The sequence below is a fragment of the Luteitalea sp. TBR-22 genome, from assembly GCF_016865485.1.
Lineage (GTDB): Bacteria > Acidobacteriota > Vicinamibacteria > Vicinamibacterales > Vicinamibacteraceae > Luteitalea.
This window is the reverse complement of sequence record NZ_AP024452.1, coordinates 4,573,909-4,593,052: the sequence shown is the minus strand read 5'-3', so window position 1 is coordinate 4,593,052 and position 19,144 is coordinate 4,573,909. Positions and strand designations below refer to the sequence as shown.

20 protein-coding genes and 1 tRNA gene are annotated in these 19,144 nt (G+C 71.2%); 16 read left to right on the top strand and 5 right to left on the bottom strand.

Annotated features, from left to right (window positions below; genetic code table 11):
- Positions 1–4 precede the first annotated feature (4 nt).
- Entirely contained in the window at positions 5–1,429 is a 1,425-nt protein-coding gene (gene selA / locus TBR22_RS19340; RefSeq protein WP_239489469.1) for an L-seryl-tRNA(Sec) selenium transferase, read from the bottom strand.
- Between the two features lie 88 nt (positions 1,430–1,517).
- Between selA and TBR22_RS19335 the strand changes: the two genes are divergently transcribed.
- The gene (locus TBR22_RS19335) at positions 1,518–1,967 is read left to right on the top strand and encodes a hypothetical protein (RefSeq protein WP_239489468.1); all 450 of its coding nucleotides are present in this window, start codon (positions 1,518–1,520) and stop codon (positions 1,965–1,967) included.
- 35 nt (positions 1,968–2,002) lie between these two features.
- A complete protein-coding gene (locus tag TBR22_RS19330) occupies positions 2,003–2,596 on the top strand; it encodes an MXAN_5187 C-terminal domain-containing protein (protein WP_239489467.1) in 594 nt (197 codons plus the stop codon).
- Positions 2,597–2,678: 82 nt separating this feature from the next.
- Here TBR22_RS19330 and TBR22_RS19325 read toward each other — a convergent pair whose 3' ends face one another.
- A complete protein-coding gene (locus TBR22_RS19325; protein WP_239489466.1) occupies positions 2,679–2,888 on the bottom strand; it encodes a cold-shock protein in 210 nt (69 codons plus the stop codon).
- 209 nt (positions 2,889–3,097) lie between these two features.
- On the opposite strand from TBR22_RS19325, the gene purH reads away from it, so the two are divergent.
- Positions 3,098–4,663: a bifunctional phosphoribosylaminoimidazolecarboxamide formyltransferase/IMP cyclohydrolase gene (purH, locus tag TBR22_RS19320; RefSeq protein ID WP_239489465.1), complete on the top strand. Its 1,566-nt coding sequence runs from the start codon at positions 3,098–3,100 to the stop codon at positions 4,661–4,663.
- Positions 4,664–4,768: 105 nt separating this feature from the next.
- Here the strand turns inward: purH and rfaE1 are convergent, their stop codons facing one another.
- Genes rfaE1 through TBR22_RS19305 form a run of 3 tightly spaced genes read right to left on the bottom strand, consistent with a single transcriptional unit; the run spans position 4,769 to position 8,041 of the window.
- Positions 4,769–5,740 (bottom strand): D-glycero-beta-D-manno-heptose-7-phosphate kinase, encoded by a 972-nt coding sequence (gene rfaE1, locus TBR22_RS19315; RefSeq protein WP_239489464.1) that lies wholly within the window; start codon positions 5,738–5,740, stop codon positions 4,769–4,771.
- 11 nt (positions 5,741–5,751) lie between these two features.
- Entirely contained in the window at positions 5,752–6,936 is a 1,185-nt protein-coding gene (locus tag TBR22_RS19310; protein WP_239489463.1) for an O-antigen ligase, read from the bottom strand.
- Positions 6,937–6,955: 19 nt separating this feature from the next.
- Positions 6,956–8,041, bottom strand: coding sequence for a glycosyltransferase family 9 protein (locus TBR22_RS19305; RefSeq protein ID WP_239489462.1), 1,086 nt, complete (start codon positions 8,039–8,041; stop codon positions 6,956–6,958).
- A gap of 136 nt (positions 8,042–8,177) precedes the next feature.
- Here TBR22_RS19305 and TBR22_RS19300 point away from each other — a divergent pair, with 136 nt between their 5' ends.
- From TBR22_RS19300 to TBR22_RS19240, 13 genes are all read left to right on the top strand, one after another.
- A complete protein-coding gene (locus TBR22_RS19300) occupies positions 8,178–10,103 on the top strand; it encodes a tetratricopeptide repeat protein (protein ID WP_239489461.1) in 1,926 nt (641 codons plus the stop codon).
- Entirely contained in the window at positions 10,087–10,887 is an 801-nt protein-coding gene (locus TBR22_RS19295) for a hypothetical protein (RefSeq protein WP_239489460.1), read from the top strand. The genes TBR22_RS19300 and TBR22_RS19295 overlap by 17 nt, the downstream gene beginning before the upstream one ends.
- The gene (locus TBR22_RS19290; protein ID WP_239489459.1) at positions 10,868–11,740 is read left to right on the top strand and encodes a 4-(cytidine 5'-diphospho)-2-C-methyl-D-erythritol kinase; all 873 of its coding nucleotides are present in this window, start codon (positions 10,868–10,870) and stop codon (positions 11,738–11,740) included. Before TBR22_RS19295 ends, TBR22_RS19290 begins: the two co-directional genes overlap by 20 nt.
- 106 nt (positions 11,741–11,846) lie before the next feature.
- Positions 11,847–11,921: transfer RNA gene (locus tag TBR22_RS19285), tRNA-Gln, on the top strand.
- Between the two features lie 177 nt (positions 11,922–12,098).
- Positions 12,099–13,046, top strand: coding sequence for a ribose-phosphate pyrophosphokinase (locus TBR22_RS19280; RefSeq protein WP_239489458.1), 948 nt, complete (start codon positions 12,099–12,101; stop codon positions 13,044–13,046).
- Between the two features lie 202 nt (positions 13,047–13,248).
- Positions 13,249–13,881 carry a 50S ribosomal protein L25 gene (locus tag TBR22_RS19275; RefSeq protein WP_239489457.1) on the top strand — a complete coding sequence of 211 codons (633 nt, stop codon included), beginning with the start codon at positions 13,249–13,251 and terminating at the stop codon, positions 13,879–13,881.
- A gap of 113 nt (positions 13,882–13,994) precedes the next feature.
- Entirely contained in the window at positions 13,995–14,561 is a 567-nt protein-coding gene (gene pth, locus TBR22_RS19270; protein ID WP_239489456.1) for an aminoacyl-tRNA hydrolase, read from the top strand.
- 83 nt (positions 14,562–14,644) lie between these two features.
- Positions 14,645–15,088: a 30S ribosomal protein S6 gene (gene rpsF, locus TBR22_RS19265; RefSeq protein WP_239489455.1), complete on the top strand. Its 444-nt coding sequence runs from the start codon at positions 14,645–14,647 to the stop codon at positions 15,086–15,088.
- A complete protein-coding gene (rpsR, locus tag TBR22_RS19260) occupies positions 15,089–15,409 on the top strand; it encodes a 30S ribosomal protein S18 (RefSeq protein ID WP_370651361.1) in 321 nt (106 codons plus the stop codon).
- 14 nt (positions 15,410–15,423) lie between these two features.
- Positions 15,424–15,894, top strand: coding sequence for a 50S ribosomal protein L9 (rplI, locus tag TBR22_RS19255; protein WP_370651538.1), 471 nt, complete (start codon positions 15,424–15,426; stop codon positions 15,892–15,894).
- A gap of 131 nt (positions 15,895–16,025) precedes the next feature.
- Entirely contained in the window at positions 16,026–17,369 is a 1,344-nt protein-coding gene (dnaB, locus tag TBR22_RS19250) for a replicative DNA helicase (protein WP_239489453.1), read from the top strand.
- A 1-nt stretch (position 17,370) separates the two neighbouring features.
- Positions 17,371–18,516, top strand: coding sequence for an alanine racemase (gene alr, locus TBR22_RS19245; RefSeq protein WP_239489452.1), 1,146 nt, complete (start codon positions 17,371–17,373; stop codon positions 18,514–18,516).
- A 205-nt stretch (positions 18,517–18,721) separates the two neighbouring features.
- Positions 18,722–19,090, top strand: a complete 369-nt coding sequence (locus TBR22_RS19240; protein ID WP_239489451.1) for a four helix bundle protein — start codon at positions 18,722–18,724, stop codon at positions 19,088–19,090.
- Positions 19,091–19,144: the final 54 nt, after the last annotated feature.

Here is a 19,144-nt window from a genome sequence, read left to right as displayed (position 1 = left end):
GTCATCAGGACGGCACCGCGCGCCGGCCTCGAGCGGTCGACACCGCCTGCACCAGCGCATCCTCCTCGGCCTCGCCGATCGTCCTCGGGTCGAGGCACACGGCGCCGTCGTGGACCCGGGCGATGACCGGCGGGTCGCCCCGCCGCAGCGCCGCCGCGAGGGCGTCAGGCGACGAGGTCCGCAGTCGCACCAGCGTCGTCGGCAGCGTCGCCCCTGGCGTCGATCCCCCGCCGATCGTCGACAGTCCGGCGGCCGTCTCGCAGGCCACGCCGGCCTCGTCCAGTCGACGGGCAAGCACCCGCGCACGCGTCTCCAGGGCCTCGTCGGAGAGCGCCAGCATCCGCATGACGGGAACCTCCCGGCCGGCACGACCCGCCAGGAACGCCCGCAGCGTGGCGTCGAGGCCCGCGTAGGTCACCTTGTCCACCCTGACCGCGCGCATGAGCGGATGCTTCCTGATGCACGCCAGCAGGTCGGCACGGCCCACCAGCAACCCCGCTTGCGGTCCCCCGAGCAGCTTGTCGCCACTGAACGCCACCACGTCGGCGCCGTCGCGGATGCTCTCGCGCACCGCCGGCTCATGCGCGAGCACGGCGCGCGCCTCGGGCGGGAAGGTGCCGTCAGGGAACAGGTCGAACCCGAGCCAGCCGCTGCCCTGATCCTCGATCACGGGCACGCCCAGACCGCGGGCGACGCCGGAGAGCTCACCGAGCGACGGCCGTGCCGTGAACCCCTCCATCCGGAAGTTCGACGGGTGGACGCGGAGGATTGCGGCGGTCCGATCGGTGATCGCGGCGGCATAGTCGGCGACGCGAGTCCGGTTGGTCGTCCCGACCTCGCGCAGCAGCGCCCCCGAGCCCCGCAGGATGTCGGGGACGCGGAAGCCGCCGCCGATCTCCACGAGTTCGCCGCGGCTGATGATCACCTCTCGCCCCGCCGCGATGGCGGCGAGCGCGAGCGTCAGCCCTGCGGCCGTGTTGTTGGTGGCCACGCCGGCCGCCGCGCCCGTCGCCTCCGCCAGCAGGGCATCCAGATGCAGGTGGCGGCTGCCCCGGCCGCCGGTGACGATGTCGTACTCCAGGGTGCTGTAGCCGGCGGCGACGGCCGCCATGGCGTCGAGGGCCGTGCGGGCCAGCGGCGCCCGACCCAGGTTGGTGTGGATCACCACGCCGGTGGCATTGATGGCCGCGCGGAGCGAGGGGCGCGCCGCGGCGTCGAGCGCGGTGGCGGTGGCCTCGAGGATGCGCGCCGCGACGGCGTCCCGCGAGTCCGTTTCGTCGTCGCCGGCGAGCAGGGCCGCGCGCACGCGCGCCACCGCCGCCTCGAGCGCGGCGCGGAACGCGCGGGCCCCGTGGCGTTCGGCCAGGGGCCCGGCAGCCGGGAGCCCGAGCAGCACGTCGATTGCCGGGATCAGCCGCGCCCGTGACACGCCGCGATGCTACCATTCCACCCGCGGGCGGCCCTGTCCGCCGGGGCGTCGCGCCACCGGGACGGGCCAGGGCCCGTGCCCGTTGCGCATGACCGACACGCCCGCCTCCACGCCCCCCCGGACCGACGCACCCGCGCTGCCGGATTACCAGCCGCAGGAGCGGTTCTGGCCGTACGTCGATCTCACCGAGGAGCCGACGCCCGAGGAACTCGCGGCGCTCGATCCCGACCTGCGCACCGCGTTGTTCGGGGCGGCCGACATCCCGTTCTCGTTCACGCTGGTGTTCCCCCGCTTTGCCGGCCCGGACTTCGATGCCGCCGTGCAGTTGGCCAGGGCGTCGGCGGAGTACCGCGAGGTGGGCAGCGGGGAGGGCTTCCGCGTGCGCGCCCGCTTCTACGCCGGGCAGGCGACGCAACTGCGCGACCTGTTCGCGATCGTCGGCCGGTATCCCGGCTGCGAGGTGCTGGTCGACGACCGCCCGGTGCCGTTCGCTCGGGAGCTCTGGCTGCCGTTGACCTGGTTCCTGCTGCCCCGCTGAGGCGCGCCGCGCGCGCCCGGAAGGCCCCGACCGCCGTGCCCCAGCCGAGCGCCCTCGAACGTGAGTTGCAGGCCCTGTCGGTGCAACTGAAGAAGGTCGAGGCCGAGTACACCATGTACTTCTCCGGGCGGACCGGCCGCCCGCCGCTGGAGAGCCGAGCGGCGCTCGACCGCACCTTCAAGCGCTTCGACCGCGCGTACTTCGACAGCGCGGTGCTGCGCTTCCAGTTCTCGACGCTGCAGGCGCGGTACTCCTCGTTCTGCGACCTGTGGGATCGCGGCGTGCGGGCCAGGGAAGAGGGGCGCGGCGGGCCCTTCCAGCGGCCGTCGCCGGCCTCGCCCCCTGCCGGGGCGGCCGAGGTGGTGCACGCCACGCGCCTCAGCGACCCGCTGCACGAGTCGGACAAGCTGCGCGCGCTCTACGAGGCGTTGATGGAGGCGAGGCGAGACGAGGGGCGCGAGGTCGTGCCCTTCCACAGGTTCGCCGGCATGGTCCGCGATCAGGTGCGGACGCTGCAGGAGCGGCACCCCGGCGACCAGGTGTGGTTCCGCGTCACGCGGGTGGACGGCCACGTCAACCTGACGGCGCAGGCCGTGAAGGTCGGGGGCGCCGATGAACCGGATGCGTAAGGAGAACGCAGCGCGAGGAGGGGTGGTAAGGCGGGTGTCCGTGGGCGGGCGGCGGGCCGCCCACGGGTCCGGCGGCGCGAGCCTAGCTGACCTTCGTGACGTTGCCGGCCTGCGGTCCCTTCGGACCGTCGACGATCTCGAATTCGACCGGCTGGCCCTCCTCGAGCGTGCGGAAGCCCGCGCCCTGGATGGCGGAGAAGTGGACGAACACGTCACTCCCCGATTCGCGCTCGATGAACCCGTAGCCCTTGGCGTTGTTGAACCACTTGACCTTGCCCGTGATGCGTTCCATGGTGCTGACCTGCCTTGCTTCGCTGCCGGCCGACCGGCAGAAGGTACGCTCGGCCGCCAAGGGCCCAGGCGTACGGTTACACCGGAAACCTTCGAATTTCGCTCATCTGGCTGTCCGGCGCCGGCAAGGATAGCGACGCCTGCTCAGCAGTGTCAAGCCACGTAAACCCCTACTTTCCTACCCCTATGTCTTCGTACGCCCTGATCAGCGTGTCCGACAAGACCGGCCTGGCGCCCTTCGCGCGCGGGCTGGCGGACCTCGGCTTCCACCTCCTCTCCACCGGCGGCACCGCCAGGGCGCTCGAGGCCGAGGGGTTGCCGGTCAGCCAGGTGTCGGAAATCACCGGCTTTCCCGAGATGCTCGACGGCCGCGTCAAGACGCTGCACCCCCGCGTCCACGGCGGTATCCTGGCGCGCCGCGACAAGCCTGACCATCTCGCCTCACTGGCCGAGCACGGCATCCCGCTCATCGATCTCGTGGTGGTCAACCTCTACCCGTTCGCGAAGGCGGCCGCTGACCCGTCCACGACGGTGCCGGGCCTGATCGAGCAGGTGGACATCGGCGGTCCCGGCATGGTGCGCGCGGCTGCCAAGAACTTCCGCGACGTGCTGGTCCTGGTCGACCCGGCCGACTACCCGCGCGTCCTCGAGGCACTCGCCGCCGGCGCCGTGCCGCAGGCGCTGCGATTCGAGCTCGCGCGCAAGGCCTTCGCCCATACCGGCGCCTACGACCAGATGATCGCGTCGGAACTTGCGCACGTCACGATGAGCGACGAGGGCGGCACGCGCATCCCGACCGCCGATCGCGAGCCGTTCCCGGAGGCCGTCACGCGATCGCTCTCGCGCATCCGGACGCTGCGTTACGGCGAGAACCCGCACCAGCCCGCCGCGTGGTACGCCGACGGGCCCACCGGGTTCGGCAACGTGACGATCCACCAGGGGAAGGAACTGAGCTTCACCAACCTGCTCGATCTCGATGCCGCGGCGCGCATCGTGCTCGAGTTCACCGAGCCGGCGGCCAGCGTCATCAAGCACACCAACCCGTGCGGCGTGGCCACCGGCACCGACGCCGCCGATGCCTACGTCCGCGCCCGCGAGGCCGATCCGCTGTCGGCCTTCGGCGGCATCATCGGCCTCAACCGCGCGATCGACGTCGCCACCGCCGAGGCGATCGTCACGACCTTCATCGAGGCCGTGGTCGCGCCGTCGGTCGAACCGGCGGCGCTGGCGGTCCTCTCCAGGAAGGCGAACCTCCGCGTCGTGACCGCGGACTTCGCGGCGCTGGCGTCGGCCGATGCGCTCGAGTGGCGGTCGATTCTCGGCGCGACGCTCGTGCAGCAGCGCGATCGGGTGATCGAGGCCAGCCAGCCGTGGTCGGCCGAGAGCGCGGGCTTGCGCGTGGTGACCAAGCGTCAGCCGACGGCCGAGGAGTGGCAGGCCCTGCGGTTCGCCTGGCGCGTGTGCGCGCACGTGAAGTCGAACACGATCCTGTTCGCCTCCGCCGATCGCACGCTTGGCGTCGGCGCCGGCCAGATGAGCCGCGTCGACTCGGTGAAGGTGGCGATGATGAAGGCCGGCGAGGGCAACCTGAAGGGCTCGGTGGTCGCCTCCGACGCGTTCTTCCCGTTCCGGGACGGGCTTGACGCGATCGCGGCCGCCGGCGCGACCGCCGTCGTGCAGCCCGGGGGATCGGTGCGCGACGAAGAGGTGATCGCGGCGGCCGACGAGCACGGCATCGCGATGGTGTTCACCGGCCGGCGGCACTTCCGGCACTGAGCGTCGGGCTTACGGCTCAGGGCTCGGAAGACGAAGGTAGAAGAGGGTAGGCGTCGCCCTTGGGGACGCCTGCCAAGGCCGAAGGCCGAATGACGAAGGCCGGCCCTACGGCAGTCTCGCCAGCAACTCGTCGCGCGTGACGGCGACGGCACCGAACCGGCTCACCGCCACGCCCGCGGCGGTGGTGGCCAGCCGGGCGGCGTCGAGCAACGTCGCGCCGGCCGCGAGGGCGAGGGCGAGCGTGGCAATCACCGTGTCGCCGGCGCCGGTCACGTCCGACACCTCGAGGGCCGTCGCGGCGAAGTTGGCCTCGACGGCCGGCTCCACGCTGCCGTCCAGGACCCACATCCCGTGCTCGCCGCGGGTCACCACCACCGACTCGCACTGCAGCATCGACTTGAGGCGCCGCGCGACGTCGCGCGCGTCGGCGTCCGATCGGATGCGGGCGTGCGCCGCCGTCTCGGCCTCCAGCTGGTTGGGGGTCACCAGCGTCACGCCGCGATACAGATCCAGGTGCGGGATCTTGGGATCGACGAGCACGTCGAGGTTCCGGTCGCGGGCCACGGCCAGGACGCGCGCCATCACGCTGGCCGTGATGACGCCCTTCAGGTAGTCCGAGATCAGGATCACGTCGGCTTCGGCGGCCCGCGCCGCGAGGCGGTCGCCGAGCGTCGCCGCCACCTCCTCGCTGACGTCGGCATCGCTCTCGAAGTCGACGCGCGCCACCTGCTGCTGGCGCTGCGTCACGATGCGCAGCTTGCGCGTCGTCGGGCGGGTCGGATCGACGACCAGCGAGTCGGCCGCGACGGCGGCGCGGGCCAGTCCCGTCCGCAACCGGTCGGCGGCCTCGTCCTCGCCGACCACGCTGACCAGGTGCACCACGGCGCCGAGGGCAGCGAGGTTGGTCGCGACGTTGGCCGCGCCCCCCGGGCGGTACTCGTCGCGGGCGTACTCGACGATCGGCACGGGCGCCTCGGGCGAGAGGCGCTGCACGCGGCCGAAGAGGAAGTGATCGAGCATCACGTCCCCGACCACGAGGACGCGACGGCCTGCGAAGTCGTCGACGAGGGAGCGCACGCGGGCGGGACTCAGATGTGCCGGGTGATCGACTCCGGCCGCTCGGCCGCGAACGGCAGGGTGAGCACCACCAGGAGGAGCATCAGGAACTCGGAGTCGCCGAAGTTGTACTCGAACAGGCCCGCGCCCAGCATCGCGGCCAACGAGGCGAGGGCCCCGGCGGCGAGCGCCCGCGTCGCGCCCGTCCTGCGGCAGACGCGGCGGTACAGGTCGCGCGCGACCAGGCCGACGAACCAGAGCCACACGATCAGCGCCGGCAACCCGCGCTCGGCCGCGATCTGCATGGGCACGTTGTGCAGGTGCACGTTGAGCGGCTGCACGGACTCGGGCACGCGGTACTGGTGGTAGACGGCCTTCACCTGGTCGGGCCCGACGCCGGTGAGCGGATGGTCCTCGACCATCGCCGCGCCGGACTTCAGCATCGCGACGCGATCGCGATTGGTCGGGTCCTTCATGTCGAAGATGGAGTAGACGCGGTCGGTCACGCTGGCCGGAGCGAGGATCACCGCCAGCGCCAGCGCCAGGGGCACCGCCGCGACCAGGCGACGGTCGCGCAGGGCCAGCAGCACGGCCATGCCGACGCACACGCCCACCCAGGCGCTGCGCGTGAACGTGAGGCCGAGGGCAACCAGCACCGCGGGCAGCACCAGGAGCGGCCACACGCGATCGCGGCTGCCGAACAGCAGCCGGGCCGCGGCCACGCACGCCACCAGCATCAGCGACCCCGAGTAGGTCATGTAGTGGGTGAGCGCGCCCTGGGGCCGGCGGCCGAGGTTGTCGAAGTGCAGGAACCCGTACTGGAACAACCCGACCAGCGCACTTGCCGCGCCGACCGCGATGATCACCGACGCGAACAGGTGCGCCCGGTGCCCACGCGCCAGCCGGTAGACCAGCGGCACGATCAGGAACAGCACGAGTTGCTTGGAGTCGACGAGACTGAGGCCGGGATCCACCGAGGCGGTGCTGGAGACCAGGGTGACGGCGGCGTAGGCGGCCAGCGGCCAGAAGAACGCGGGAACCTCGAGTTGTTCCTCGCGGAGCACCAGGAGGGCCCCCCAGCAGAGCAGGGTGAGGGCCAGCAGGACGCCCGACGCGGCGACCGAGAGCTGCAGCGCCGCGACGAAGCACAGGAGCACCGACAACGAGAGCGTCTCGAGTCGGTCCATCCGGGCGGTTCGCAGTGCCGGCGCGGTCACGTCGTGCTCGACATCCTTCTCAATCGGCCCGGTCCGGCGCCGCGGGCGTGAGCGCCCGTTCGGCGGCTTCGGCGACCGCGTCGACGGTGATGTGCGCCAGGCACCGGAAGTCGCCGGGTGCGCAGACGCGTTGTTCGCACGGCCGGCAGGGCAGGGCCCCGACGTCGACGGCCGCACTGAAGTACCTCGGGTCGCGCCACGGTGCGGATCGCACCGGCAGCGTCGGCCCGTACAGCCCGACGATGGGCGTCCTGGTCGTGGCAGCCACGTGCAGGGGCCCACTGTCCCCGCCGATGTAGAGCGCCGCCCGGCCGATCAGGGCGTGCAGCTGGTCCAACGACATGTCCCCGCAGGTCCGTACGGCCTCCGGCGACGAGGGCCGGCGCTCACGCGCCAGGCGGACCACATCGGCGGCAGCAGCCGCTTCCGACGGTCCGGACGTCAGGATGATACGACGTTTGGCGTCCCGCGCGGTGAGCCGGACCGCAAGCTCGGCAAATGAGGTCAACGGCCAGCGCCGGAAGGCGTTGCCCGCGCTGACGTGCACCACGATGAGCCGGTGGTCCCCCGACAGCCCCTCGGTTGCGAGCCAGGCGTCGACGCTGGCCTCGGCCGCCGGGTCGTGGACCATCACGACGGGATCGGTCTCGCGAGTCGGTGGCGGCAGGTCGGGCAGGAAGGCGGGCAGCACGTCCCATTGGTTCTCCACCGAGTGCCGGGGCCGGATCTCGCGAGGGCGGGGCACCACGTCGGTGTACATCCAGTGGCGGCCCTGCACGTCGAAGCCGATGCGCCTGGGCGCGCGACTGAGCCAGGTGAGCAGGGAAGCCCGCGGGCCGCCGTGCAGGTCCAGCACCACGTCGTACCGCTCTCGCCGGAGCTGCGTTCCCAGCCGCCAGTCGTCGCGCAGCCGGCGCCAGCCGCGGGTGCGCGGCGCCAGGATCACCTCATCGAGGCCGGGATGGTGACGCACCACCGGCGCGGCGGCCGGCTCGATCAGGTAGCTCAGGTGGGCGTCGGGCAAGGCCCGCCGGAGCGCGCCGATCACGGGGGTGGTGAAGACCACGTCGCCGATGAGGCGCAACCGGACCAGAAGCACGCGCACGGCGGCGACTATAACCTCTCGGTTCGCTCGCCGCCTCGTGCCGGCTGCCCCCGGCCGGCCCCCGTGCGTGTGCGTCGCGGGCGTGGCATCCGACCGGCATTGCCGGCGGGCGCGGCATTCCCGGCATAATCGATCCATGCTCCCCATCGCCCTGCTGGCCCTGACGCTGGCGGTCCAGCCCGGACCTGCGTCCGCGCCCGCGCCCCGCACCTCCACCCGCGGAGAGGCCTACCAGGCGTTCCTGGAGGCCCGGCGCCTCGAGGCCGGCGGCGACGCCGCCGGGGCGATCGCGGCCCTGGAGAAGGCGTCCACCCTCGATGCCTCGCCCGCCATCCTGACCGAACTCGCGCAACTCTATGCGCGCAACGATCGGATCGCCGAGGCGCGCAAGGCGGCGGAGCGGGCGCTGGCCCTCGACGCCGACAGCGCCGATGCGCACTGGATGCTCGGCATGCTGTCGGTGCCTGCGTCGGTCATGCAGGGCGAGGCGGCCGCGCCGCGGGACCGCGCCGCCATCGACACCGCCATCGGGCACCTCGAGAAGGCCGTGGCCGGCCGCAGCTACGACCTGAACGTGCCCGTGGTGCTCGGACGGCTGTACCTGCAGGCCGACCGTCCCGCCGATGCCGCGCGCGTGCTGCGTGTCACCTGGGAGCGTGAGAACGGCGCCATCGAGGCCGGCCTGCTCCTGGCGCAGGCCTACGAACGGACCGGGCAGCCCGACGAGGGGCTGCGCGTCCTCGGCGAGGTGCTCGACGTCGAGCCGCGGTTCTTCCGGGCGCGCCTGCAGCAGGCCGAGATGCTCGAGCGGGCCCGGCGATGGCGCGAGGCCGCCGAGGCGTATGGGCTGGCCGCGCAGGAGAACCCGTCGGCCGTGGAACTCCGCATGCGCCAGGCCACGGCGCTGCTCGGCGCCGACCAGCCCGCCGCCGCGCGCACCGTGCTCGAGCAGGTGATCGCGGACCGCCCCACCGACCTGCAGGCCCGCTACCTGCTCGCCCAGGCGCAGCGCGAACTCGGCGACGGCACCGCTGCCGAGGAGACCGCGCGAGCCCTGATGAAGATCGCGCCGGCCGACGTCCGCGGCCCGGTCATCCTCTCGCAGGTCTACGCCGACCGGGGCGACCACGCCAGGGTCGTCGAGGTGCTCACGCCGGTCGTCGAGAAGGGGGCCGTCGGCAACCCGCAGTCGGCCCTCGGCGTGGCGATGCGCTTGGCCAGCGCCCACATGGCGCTCGGGCAGCCCGAACAGGCGATTGCCATGCTCGAGCGGACGCGCGCCGCGCGGCCCGACCCGATGATCGACGCGTACCTGTTGCAGACGCTCGTCATGGCCCGGCGCTTCGACCGCGCCATCGCGCTCGGCAAGGAAGTGCGCGCCGCGCGTCCCGGCGACCTGCAGGTGGGGCGCCTGCTCGCACAGGCCTACATCGGCGCCAGGCAACCCGATGCCGCCATCGCCATCCTCGAAGCCGAGCGCGCCCAGCGCCCCGACGACCCGTCGGTGACCCTGGCCCTGGCCACCACCCTTGCCGACGCCGGCCGCGAAGCGCGGGCGATGACGCTGCTCGACCAGGCCGAAAAGGGCTTCGGCACCCAGGTGATCTACTGGTTCCAGCGGGGCGCGATTCTCGAGCGCTTCGGCAAGCGCGCCGAGGCCAAGGCCGCATTCCGCAAGGCCCTCGAGGTCGAGCCGGGGCACGCGCCGACCCTGAACTACCTCGGCTACATGCTGGTGGAGGACGGCGGGCCGTTGGAGGAAGCCGTTGCGCTCATCGGCAAGGCGCTCGAGGAGGATCCCGACAACGGCTCCTACCTCGACAGCCTTGGCTGGGCCTATTACAAGCAGGGCAAGCTCCCCGAAGCGCGCACGCAGCTCGAGCGCGCGGCCGGGCTGTCACGCACCAACTCCGTGATCCAGGATCACCTCGGGGACGTGCTGCTCGCCCTGAAGGACGAAGCTGGCGCGGTGGCCGCCTGGGAGCGGGCGCTGGCCGGCGACGGTGAGTCCATCGATCCAGCCGCCATCAGGGCCAAGATCTCCCGTGCCCGCAAACCGTAAGGCCCTGATCGCGGCGACGCTGCTGCTCGGCCTGGCCGGGTGCGCCCCGAAGGTCGTCGTGCAGACACCGGCCGGCAGCGGCGCGCCCGTCGCCGACCTGGCGGCCGTGCAGGCGCTTGTCGCGGCTGCGTGCACCGAGCCGGAGGCACTGACGGTGGATCTCCGCCTGTCGGGCCGCATCGACGGCGAGCGCGTGCGAGGCACGCTGCAGGCCGGCGTCTCCGGCGACAGCGTGCGCCTCGAGGGCATCGCCCCCTTCGGCGCGCCGGTCTTCGTGCTGGCCGGCAGGCCCGGGCAGGCCGTGCTGCTGTTGCCGCGCGAGCCGGCCGTCGCGCGCGGTGCCGACCCCGCCGAACTGCTCGACGCCGTCGTCGGGGTGCCGTTCGGACCTGCGGATCTGCGGGCCCTCGTCGCGGGGTGTGGGGTGGCTGGGCGAACCGTGCGGCAGGCGGCCACGTTCCCCGGCGAGTGGACGCGCGTCACCGTCGACAAGGCCCGCGTCATCTGGCTGCGCGGTCGAGCCGGTGGTCGCCCAGTCGTGGTGGCTGCCTCCGATGGCGCCTGGGAGGTGAGTTACACGCGCGCCGACGCCGCCTGGCCGACGGCGATCCGCCTGCGGCGCGTCGAGGCAGGGCGCGTCGTCACCGACGCGGCGTTCGCCGTGGATGGCCCCGAGGCGCTGCCGGCGCTGCCGCCCGGGGCGCTCGACGTCGCCATCCCGGCGGGGACCCGTGAGGTCACCCTCGCCGACCTGCGGACCTCGCGTGAACTCCGGCAACGCTGACGTGGCGGGCTGGGCGACCCTGGCGCCAGCCAAGGTCAACCTCGACCTGCGGATGCGCGGTCTGCGAGGCGACGGCTATCACCTGCTGTCGACCGTGCTGCAGGCCGTGGCCCTGGCCGACCGCGTGATCCTGCGTCGGCGGCCGGGTGACTTCGGGCTCGAGTGCGACACCCCGGGCGTGCCGCTCGATCGTCGCAACCTCGCCTGGCGCGGCGCCGAGGCCATGGCCGCGGCCCTCGACGTCCCGCTCGAGGGGTACCAGTTGCGGCTGGAGAAGCACGTCCCGGCAGAAGCCGGCCTCGGCGGCGGCAGTGCCGACGCGGTGGCGGCCGCCCGGTTGGTCGCCGCCGCAGCAGGTCGGGTGGTCACTCGCGACCAGGTGGCCGAGGTGGTGCGTCCGCTCGGCGCCGACGTGGCGTTCTTCGCCTGGGGCGGCACCATGCGCGGGGAAGGCATCGGCGACGCGCTGACGCCGCTGCCCGATCACCCGCCAGGGCAGGTGCTGCTGGTGCGTCCGCCCTTCGGCGTCTCCACCCGGGACGCGTATCGGTGGTACGACGAGGCGCCGGCGGTGCCCGACGCGGGTGGGGCCGGCGCGTTCACCAACGACCTGCAACGCCCGGTGGCCGCCCGTCACCCCGAGATCGAGGCCATCGTGGCCCGGCTCGGCGCCGGCGGCGCCAGACTGGCCGCCATGTCGGGCAGCGGCTCGGCCTGTTTCGGGGTGTTCAGCCCCGACGTCGACCTGGCGGCCCTCGAGGTGGGCTGGCCCGAGGGCACCCGAATCTGGCGCACGCACCTGCTCTCGCGCGCCGCGTATGAGGAGGCGACGCGCTGCGTGCCGCTCGCGTGAGGCGCGTCGCCCTTTTGCCCTTTCTGCCCTTGTTCGTGTAGGCTATCGGTTTGCGCACCCCGGCAGGCACGTCGCCGGGAATGCCCGGCGCGTCTTTGGCCGACACTGGGGCGTCGCCAAGCGGTAAGGCACGGGACTTTGAATCCCGCATTCGAAGGTTCGAATCCTTCCGCCCCAGCCAGTTCCCGAGCGGGGAACTGGCCGGCCGGAAGGTTTCTGGGTCACGCACCGACGCCTGTCGCGTCGGCGCAGGTTCGAATCCTTCCGCCCCAGCCAGTTCCCGAGTGGGGAGTTGGCCGGCCGGAAGGGCAGGCGCGGGCGCGGCAGTGATCGGCAGCAGGGACTTCGACGGACGGCGATGGCGCGATCGAACTTGAAGGTGTTCTCGGGCAGTGCCCACCCACAACTCGCGCAGGAGATTGCCGAGTTCCTGTGCGTGGCGCCGGGGCAGGCTCGCCTGCAGCGGTTCCCCGACACCGAGGTCTCGTTCCAGATCGACGAGAACATCCGGGGCACCGACGTCTTCATCGTGCAGCCGACGTCGCGGCCGGTCGACGCCAACATCATGGAACTGTGCGTCATGATCGACGCGTTCCGGCGATCGTCGGCCTCGCGCATCACGGCGGTGATTCCGTACTACGGCTACGCGCGGCAGGACCGCAAGGACAAGCCCCGCGTGCCGATCTCGGCCAAGCTGGTGGCCAACCTGCTCAGCGCCGCCGGGGCCAATCGCATCCTGACGATGGACCTGCACAAGGCCCAGATTCAGGGGTTCTTCGACATCCCGGTCGACCACCTCTTCGCGGCGCCGGTGATCATCGACTACCTGGCGCGGCAGAAGTTCCCGAACGTGACGGTGGTCTCGCCCGACGCCGGCGGCGCGGAGCGGGCGCGGGCCTACGCCAAGCGCGTCGGCGCCGACCTGGCGATCATCGACAAGCGGCGCAGCTCGGAGACGGGGGCCGCCGAGGTGATGAACGTGATTGGCGACGTCCGCGGCCGCACGTGCGTGCTGCAGGACGACATCATCGACACGGCGGGCACGATCGTGAAGGCGGCGCAGGCGCTCAAGGCCAACGGCGCCGAGCGCATCATCGCCTGTGCGGTGCACGGCGTGCTGTCGGGGCCGGCCATCGAGCGGATCGAGCAGTCGCCGATCGAGAAGCTGGTGGTCACCAACACGATCCCGCAGAGCGAGGCCTGCGCCTCCTCGAGCAAGATCGAGTGCCTGACGGTGGCCCGGCTGCTGGGCCAGGCCATCCGCAGCATCCACGAGGAGACCTCGGTCTCGTCGTTGTTCGTGTGAAGGGAACTTCAGTAAGTGCAGAATTGCAGACGTTCAGAATTGCAGGACCACGTCGGCCCGTCGAGCCGAGACCCTGTGCATGAAATTCCGAACTTTCTGAAATTCTGAAATTCTGAAATTGAGTGGTTCACCAATGGTAGGTCCGTCCCGCCGAAGCCCGCGCCGCGGGCGCAAGCGGACCGATCGAGAGTAGGAGACAGAAATGGATACGACCCTCGAAGCCGTCGTGCGCGAGTCGCGCGGCAAGAACGAAGCCCGCCGCCTCCGTGTGAAGGGCCAGATTCCCGCCGTCGTCTACGGTGGCAGCCAGCCCGCGCAGGCCGTCGCCGTGAGCCCCAAGGAGCTGTCGCGGCTCCTGCACTCGGAGGCCGGCCTCAACACCCTGATCGACCTCAAGGTCGACGGCACGACGACCAAGGTCATCGTGAAGGACTTCCTGCTGCAGCCGGTCACCCACCAGCTGCTCCACGCCGACTTCTACCGCGTCAACCTGGAGAAGAAGGTCCAGGTGAAGGTGGCGGTCCGCCTGCACGGCGAGCCGAAGGGCGTGAAGGTGCAGGGCGGCGTGCTCGACTTCGTGCACCGCGAGATCGAGGTCGAGAGCCTGCCGACCGAGATCCCCGAGCACATCGACATCGACGTGACCGGCATGATGATCGGCGACGGCGTGCACGTGAAGGACGTGGCGGCTGGCCAGAAGTGGACGCCGGTCAGCTCGGCCGACATGATGATCGTCCACGTGGTCGGCGCTCGCGTCGGCAGCGACGAGGCCGCGGGCGCGGCGACTGCCGAACCCGAGGTCGCCAAGAAGGGCAAGACGGACAAGGACAAGTAGGCAATTGCAGAATTGAGGATTGCAGAATTGCACCACCTCCAGTGCGCTGCGAAGCGCGTCGTTGGTGTTGAGATTTTGACATTCTGAACTTCTGGAATTTTCGGGATGCGCTCGTGAAGCTGGTCGTTGGCCTCGGCAATCCCGGTCCGAAGTACCGGGACACCCTGCACAACGTCGGCTTCATGACGGTGGACGCGCTGGCGGCGCGGCACGGGGTGGCGTTCGAGAGCGCCCCGGCCGACGCGCTGATGGCGCGGGTGCGGGGGGCGGGCCTGTTGCTCGTCAAGCCACTGACGTTCATGAATCGCAGTGGGGGCGCCGTCGGCGACCTGCTGCGGTTCTTCAAGATTCCCGTCGAGGACCTGATCGTGGTCGTCGACGAGGTGGCCTTGCCGGCAGGACAGCTGCGGGCGAGGCCGTCGGGATCGGCCGGGGGCCACAACGGCCTCAAGTCGATCATCGGCGTGCTCGGCACGGAGCAGTTCGCTCGGCTCCGCATCGGGGTGGGCCGCGGGGATCCGCGGCGTGACCTGGCCGATCACGTCCTGTCGATGATTCCGCCGGACATCCGTCCGGCCATCGACGAGGCGGTCGTGAGGGCCGCCGACGCCGTCGAGTGCTTCGCACGCGATGGCATCGAGAAGACCATGCAGGTCTTCAACGCGTCACCGCAGGTGTGACGTGTCCTCCTTGTCCACCTTCGCCCACCGCGCTCGCTGCGCGAGCGGGCTACGGCGGACCGTTCAGGCCAGAAGGAGGCCGAATGGCAGCACAGAAGCAGTACGAACTCGTTTACATCGCCTCGCCCGAAGCGACCGAGGACCAGCTCACCGAGCTGCAGACCTTGATCGAGGGCATCGTCACCAAGGCGAACGGCACCATCGACAAGGCGGACGTGTGGGGCCGCCGGCGCCTGGCCTACCAGATCGGGCGCCACAAGGAAGGGCACTACGTCGTCCTCCTCTTCAGCGCCGCGGGCGAGTCCGTCAAGGAACTCGATCGTCGCCTGAAGGTCAACGACACGATCATCCGCCACCTCATCGTCCGCGTCGACGAGGAGCTCCAGAAGGCCGCCCGCGCCAAGGCGCGCCGCGACGACGAGACCCGTCGGCGCCGCGTGGCGCGCGGACTCCCCCCGGAGCCCACGCCCGAGGAACTGATGGCCAAGCAGGCGGCACTCGAGAACCAGGACGACGCGGAGGTCTAGATGAGCACCGACAACCCGATGCAGGGCGATGATCGTGGCGGCCGTGGCGGCCGCAGTGGCGGACCGCGCGGCGAGCGCAGTGGTGGCGGGGGCGGCGGGCGCCGCGGCGGGTTCCGCCGCAAGCGCGTCTGCAAGTTCCGCACGGAGAAGATCGACTACGTCGACTACAAGGACGTGCGTCTGCTCTCCCAGTTCGTTCCCGAGCGCGGCAAGATCCAGCCGCGCCGCCTGACCGGCACCAGCGCCAAGTACCAGCGCAAGCTGCAGGTCGCCATCAAGCGGGCGCGCTTCCTGGCGCTGCTCCCCTACGCGACGGACTGAGGAGCGAGACGATGATCGAAGTGATCCTGAAGGAGCACGTCGAGCACCTCGGTGAGCGTGGCGACGTGGTGAAGGTGGCCCCGGGCTACGCGCGCAACTACCTGTTGCCGCGCAAGCTCGCCCTGGCGGTCACGGCAGGCAACAAGAAGCAGATCGAGCACGAGAAGAAGGTGGCGGCGGCCCGGGCGGCCGAGGAGCGCGCGGTGGCCCAGGCCCTCGCGACGCGCTTCGCGCAGACCGAGGTCACGCTCACCCGTCGTGCCGGCGAGAACCAGCAGCTGTTCGGCTCGGTCACCTCGGCCGACATCGCCGAGGCGCTCGCCAAGCAGGGCTTCGAGGTGGATCGTCGCAAGATCCAGCTCCCCGAGGCCATCAAGGCGGTCGGCGAGTACGCGGTGCCGGTGCGCCTGCACCGCGAGGTCACCGCGCAGGTGAAGGTGCATGTCGCCGCCGAGGGCGGCGGCGAGGCGCCCGCCCAGGCCTGAGGCACATGGGCACGGCGCGGTCTCCCGACCGCGCCCGGCACGCCGCCCGGGAACACGAAGCCCGTCACCCGTCAACGGTGACGGGCTTTTCGTTTGTCGCTACACTCTGTCTCCCCGCCCGCCGGGACCCCATGAACGACCGTACGCTGCCCCACAACCTGGACGCGGAGCGCTCCGTGCTCGGCGCCATCCTCCTCCGCAACGACGCAATCAACGCGGCGGTGGAGGTGCTGCAGCCCGACGACTTCTACCGGGAGGCGCACCAGGTCCTGCTCGAGCACATGATCCAGTTGAGCGAGAAGGGCGCGGCGATCGACCTCGTCACGCTCTCCGAGTCGCTCGATCGCAAGGACGAACTCGAGAAGGTGGGCGGCCCCGCCTACATCTCCCGCCTGGTCGACGGCGTCCCGCGCACGACCAACGTCGAGTACTACGCGCAGATCGTCAAGGAGAAGTCGACGCTGCGTCGCCTCATCAACGAGGCGGGCAAGATCGCCGCCGAGGCCTACGACGCCGACCGCGATGCGAGCGAGATCCTCGACGACGCCGAGCGCAGCATCTTCAGCATCGCCGACGCCCGCATCGGCACCGGGTTCCGCCCCCTGGCCGACCTGGTGGACACGGCGCTGGACACCGTCGAGAAGCTGCAGCAGTTCAAGAGCCTGGTCACCGGCGTGCCGACCGGCTTCTACGACCTCGATCGCAAGACGTCGGGCATGCAGCCGACCGACCTGGTGATCATCGCGGCGCGCCCGTCGATGGGCAAGACGTCCTTCGTGATCAACATGGCGCAGAACGCCGCCCTCGAGCACGGCAAGGTCGTCGGCGTGTTCAGCCTCGAGATGTCGGCCGAGCAGCTGTTCATGCGCATGCTCACCTCCGAGGCGCGCGTCGACTCGCAGCGCCTGCGTCAGGGCATGCTCCTCGAGCGCGACCTGCCGGCGATCGCGCAGGCCGCCGAGAAGCTGTCGATGGCCAAGATCTTCATCGACGACACGGCGTCGATCGGCGTCCTCGAGATGCGCGCCAAGGCCCGCCGCCTCAAGGCCGAGCACGGCCTCGACATGCTGGTCATCGACTACGTGCAGCTGATGCAGGGGCGGGGCCGCTTCGAGAACCGGCAGCAGGAACTCACCAGCATCTCGCGCTCGCTCAAGGGCCTGGCCAAGGAACTGCACGTGCCGGTGCTGATCCTGTCGCAGCTCTCGCGCGCCCCCGACGCGCGCGCCGACCACCGGCCGCAGCTGTCCGACCTCCGCGAGTCCGGCGCCCTCGAGCAGGACGCCGACGTCGTGATGTTCATCTACCGCGAGGACCGCTACAAGGGCCCCGAGGACGAGGACACCGGCGAGGCCGAGATCATCATCGCCAAGCAGCGCAACGGCCCGGTGGGCACCGTGAAGCTGGCGTTCATCTCCGACTACACGCGCTTCGAGAACCTCGAGCGCGGTGGCGACGTCGCGGACGAGTACTGACGTGCGGCACACGGTGGCGCGGGTGGACCTCGACGCCCTGCGCGGCAACGTGCGGGCGATCCGCGGGCTGCTCGAGGAGGGCGCGCTCGCCTCGGGCCGCCGTCCGCCCGGCATCATCGGCGTGGTCAAGGCCAACGCCTATGGGCACGGCGCGGCCGACGTGGCCCGCGTCCTCGAGGCCGAGGGCGTGGCGATGCTGGCCTGCGCCGACGTCGACGAGGGCGTCGCGTTGCGCGATGCGGGCATCGGCGCGCCGATCCTGGTGTTCGGCGCGCTCGGGATCTCCGACCTCGACGGCATCTTCTCGCACCGTCTCACCCCGACCATCTCGTCGCCGTGGGCCGGCCGCGCCCTTGCCGAGGCGGCCGCTGCCCGCGACACGGTGCTCGGCTGCCACGTGAAGGTCGACACGGGCATGAACCGGCTGGGCCTGCGGCACGACAATCTCCGCCGCACGCTGCCCGACATCCTGCAGGCGCCGGCGCTGCGCGTCGACGCGCTGTACACGCATTTCGCGACCGCCGACGAGCCCGAGAGCGAGCACTTCGGCGTGCAGCAGCAGCACTTCTGGGAGGCCAGGGAAGCCGCGGCTGCCCTCGGGCTGCGCACGACGGTGGCGCACGCCGCCAACAGCGCGGCCCTGCTGCGCGACGAGCGCACCTGGCTCGACTTCGTGCGGCCCGGCCTCCTCCTCTACGGCATCGTCCCGCCGCCGCTCATGACGACGCTGCCGCTCGAGCCGGTGCTGTCGTTGCAGTCGCGGATCGTCGCCGTCAAGGGCGTGCGCGATGGGGAAGGGATCGGCTACGGGCAGTCACATCGCGCCGACGGCCCGCGCACCGTGGCCGTCGTGCCCGCGGGCTATGCCGACGGCGTCGACTGGCGGCTCGGCAACCGCGGCGTCGTGCTCGTCCGCGGCCGCCGGGTGCCGATCGTCGGGCGCGTGTCGATGGACATGATGTCGATCGACGTCACCGGGCTTGACGTGTCGCCGGGCGACGAGGTGGTGCTGCTCGGCCGGCAGGGCGACGAGCGGATCGACGTGCGCGAAGTGGCCGCGACGATCGGCACCATCCCGTGGGAGCTCCTGTGCCGCCTCGGCGCAAGAATCGAACGCGAATACGGCAATTTGAAATTTGAAATTTGAGATTCACGAGGGGCGCGGCTCCGCCGCCGCCCCGCGAGATGCGTCGAGCGGCAGGGCCGACAGGCCGGCCGCCGATCAATCTCAAGTTTCGAATCTCGAATTGCCCCCACGAGCGCAGTATCTGCGCCACGGTGGGGGCCGCCGCCCGTTTCTGGCGCGGCGGCCAGCAGTAATCCCTGGCGCCGTTCGTGCACCGCCGGTCGCCATGCGACGCGAGATTCACGAGCGGGCGTTTCGGCTGGCACTGCGTGTGGCACGCCTTCGCCACGACCCGTCCTACGTGCGGATGGTGAGGGAGGTCGTCCTGCGTCAGATGATTCGCGCCGCCACGTCCATAGGAGCGAATCTCGAGGAGGCGACGGCAGCGCAATCCCGCGCCGACTTTGCGTCCAAGGTGGCGATTGCCACCAAGGAGGCCCGCGAGATGCAGTACTGGCTGCGCCTGGGGCGAGAGGCAGGGCTGCTGCGCGACGAAGAATGGTCGAAGCTCGGTCCCGAAGCCAAGGAAGTGGCGCAGGTTGTGTCCGCGATCGCCCGATCCGCGAGCCGACCATCCGTGGCGAAGCTGTCGTGACCTCGAGGGCGAAGGCGGCGCACGCCGCCAAGCCCTTGCCAATTTCGAATTTCA